Annotated in this window: 2 protein-coding genes; both read left to right on the plus strand. The window is 57.1% G+C overall.

The features are described from left to right. Nucleotides 1–94 precede the first annotated feature (94 nt). Entirely contained in the window at nucleotides 95–1069 is a 975-nt protein-coding gene (locus JY96_RS21685) for an IS30 family transposase (RefSeq protein WP_035040509.1), read from the plus strand. A gap of 627 nt (nucleotides 1070–1696) precedes the next feature. Further along, complete coding sequence (locus tag JY96_RS23465) at nucleotides 1697–1957, plus strand: hypothetical protein (protein ID WP_152606705.1); 261 nt, start codon at nucleotides 1697–1699, stop codon at nucleotides 1955–1957. The last annotated feature ends 1379 nt before the right edge of the window (nucleotides 1958–3336 follow it).

Consider the following 3336-nt stretch of genomic DNA (forward strand, 5'->3'; position numbering starts at 1 on the left):
CGCGGATTCAACTAGTAAGTGCAACGTTCATTGAAATGGGTGGGGAGCGGCGAAACTAGCTGCACCTTATCCGACCAAGAACGAGGTTGCACCTATGACGTATCACCAACTCACCCAAGAGGAACGATACACCATCAACGCCTTGAGAGTAGCCAAATACTCTCAAGCCGAGATCGCTCGCCAAATTGGCAAACACCCAAGCACCGTCAGTCGTGAGCTTCGCCGGAACCTGACTACTCACCGAGCGCAGTACCGGCCAGAGAAGGCTCACAGTTACGCCGTGGCTCGACGTCGGCGCTGCCGTCGCGGCTCTCACTACTCCGACGCTCAGCGCGCTCAGGTCTTTAGCCTCATCCGCAGGAAGTTCAGCGCTGAGCAAATCAGCGGCATCCTCAAACGCTTCAAGCTCCTTGAAATCAGCACCGAGACCATCTACCGCTGGCTGCGTCGCGACAAGGCCAGCGGCGGTGAGTTGGTATCGCACACACGCATCATGTCCAAGAACGGTCGCAAACGCTACCGATCCAAGGATTCAAGGGGTGTTCTGGCCGGCAAGCGCCATATCAGCGAGCGACCACAGGAGGCCAACTTGCGCATCGCGATCGGTCACTGGGAAGGCGATACCGTCATCGGCAAAGACCTGCGCCACTGCCTGCTTACTCTGGTCGAGCGCGTCAGTGGCTTTGCCATCGTCATGAAGCTCAAGGCTCGCACCAAAGAAGAAGTCATCTGCGCTGCCAAGGTCGCCATCGCCAAGTACGAGCGTCAATTCAAAACGCTCAGCCTGGACAACGGAACGGAGTTCCACGACTACGCAAAGCTAGAGGAACACTTCAATCTCAAGTGCTACTTCGCCACCCCTTATCATTCCTGGGAGCGTGGCACCAACGAGAACTTCAACGGCCTGCTACGTCAATACGTACCAAAGGGAGTCTGCATGCAACATCTCACTCAAAAGCAGTGCGATCACTTCGCCAGCGAACTCAATAACAGGCCACGCAAACGCCACAATTTCCTGACGCCTTCCGAAGTCTTCTTCGGACGTACTAGCGTTGCACTTGCTGGTTGAATCTGGGCCCTTCTTAACAAGCAATCTGCCACGCCTTCAATCGTGTCCATTGAAGCTCGAACCGATGAAGCACTCCGCAGCGCTCAACATGCGGGAACATCGCAGCAGGCCTCAGCTTCTTTCTTTGCCTTGGCAACTCGCATCAGTAGCCATCGCAGCTACCACGCGAGAACACTGGTTCATGCCGCGGCCGCTTTTTTTGCCGTTCTGGCGTTGAAGCCATGCTTCATGTTTGGCGTTTGAGTTGTCATGCGGTTTGCAACCAGGCGCAATGCTCAGGCTCAATCTGGCTGTCTGTCCTGCGGCAGCCTGCTTACCGATCAGCAGCGCTAAAGTGCCACATGCGCTCGCCTTGTTGGCTGCCCGTCCTTCGGCGGCCAGCGGGTGGAAACCGCATGGCCACGGTCATCAAGCATCGGGCAGAATCTCTGGAAATCAAATCAAGGGAGCGGCCATGCAAAGGTCAAGCATCTACACGCGCAGCCAGGTTGTCGTGGCCTCAACGCCCTCGCCTACGCGCACCCGCCTAACTGGGCGGTCAAGCGGACACCAATACTTGCCAGCAAGTATTGGTTCCCTGCGTGCTTCGCACTCCGGTGCCGCTTACCTTGGGCGTTAGGCCACTTCATGACAAGCCGGTTCAAAGCAAACCCTCAGCGCGTTTACGCTGGATCCGTCGGCATATGGGGCACGCTCGTATGCTGCCATGCAGCGTGGTACATCCATGCAGCGCTTTCCACACCACTTGGCACTGACGTGTATGCGGACAGCTGGCAGTTCCAAGCCATGGCGTTTGCACTATTCAAGCTGCCTTACTGGCTCATGTTCATCGTTACTGTGCTGTTGGCAGAGTTCTTTGTCTTTGGTCGAAAAGCCAAGCAGGCATGACTACTTGTGAAGCACGCTCATCTGCCACCAGCCTAACTGGTCGGTCAAGCGGACGCCAACACTGGCCATGCCTTCGGCATTTTCATGGCCAGTGTTGGTGCCCTACGCACCTTCGGTGCTCCGGCGCCGCTTACCTTGGGCGTTAGGCCCCACTTTTTGAGGCTGCATTTTGGCAAGGCTGCTTCATGTCATGCCGCGTGAAAATCAATATCCATCGATGTTTCGCGCGAGAGTACTGATGCGGGCCACGGCCTTTCTCTCTGCCGCTCCCGCATCTGTCCGCGTCTTCAGGTTTGGCGCTTTACTGCCCTCAAGTTCCGCCACGTGGCGCAGCGCAAAGTCTCAATCTGGCTGTCTGTCCTAGGGCAGCCTGCTGGCAAGTCAGCGGCGCCAAAGTGCCACACGCCATCGGCAATGGGTTGCCTGTCCTTCGGCAGGCAGCGGCAATCATGTGTCGCGCCATCTCTCCGCATGCCATCACCAAGCTGGCCGCGCGTCCTTCGGCGCTCAGCGCAGGGAAACCGCGCTGCCACGGCCAACAAGCATCAGGCAGAATCTCTGGAAATCAAATCAAGGGAGCGGCCATGCAAAGGCCAAGCATCAATGCACGCAGCTGGGTCGTCGTGTTCTCAACACCCTCTCCTGCGCTCACCAGCCTAACTGGGCGTTCAACAGGGACGTCGCTGCTCCGCAGCGCCGCCCGTTAACTTTGGCGTTAGGCCCTCACAAAGTCCACGCTTGGCATGCAGCAAAGTACAGATCAGCTTGTCGCTTCCGTAAAAGAGCAGAAAGCGCTTGCACGACGAAATCGATCGGCGCGCAATTGGGCCCTCTTATTCTCGCTGCTGCTATCTGGCCTTGTATTTGCCATTTGGTACGTCGTCTCCCCAACGACGGAAAGCGCGCTGAAGCTTCGCGCCCTTGTCTCTTGCGCCGGCGCAGGGATGCTGCACTACATAGCCCTTTCATTGCGGCAGCGCATCTCGCCTTCCAAAAGCGCCGCCTGCCCACGATGTGGCTACAGTTGGGAAATCAAAGAAGGTCGGGGCGTTCATGCGACTGAGATCATGACGAATTGGGATAAATGTCCTGGTTGCGGCCTACTCATGTCAGAAGCACTATTGGCAAAGAGCTTGAAGCCATGAAACACAGGCCATACATGACGCCCAGTCGTTTGAAAATGCGCGCAAAAGGCCCAAGCTCTTGGCTGGTGGCGAAAGGGAGCTTCGCACTTGATCCATGCAGCACCTATCCACAAGCCTAACTGGGCGGTCAAGCGGACGCCAACAAGGGCCAAGGCTTCGCCATTGTCCTGGCCCTTGTTGGTACCCTTCAGTCGCTGCGCTCCTTACGGCGCCGCTTACCTTGGGCGTTAGGCC

Source organism: Aquabacterium sp. NJ1, from assembly GCF_000768065.1.
Lineage (GTDB): Bacteria > Pseudomonadota > Gammaproteobacteria > Burkholderiales > Burkholderiaceae_C > Aquabacterium.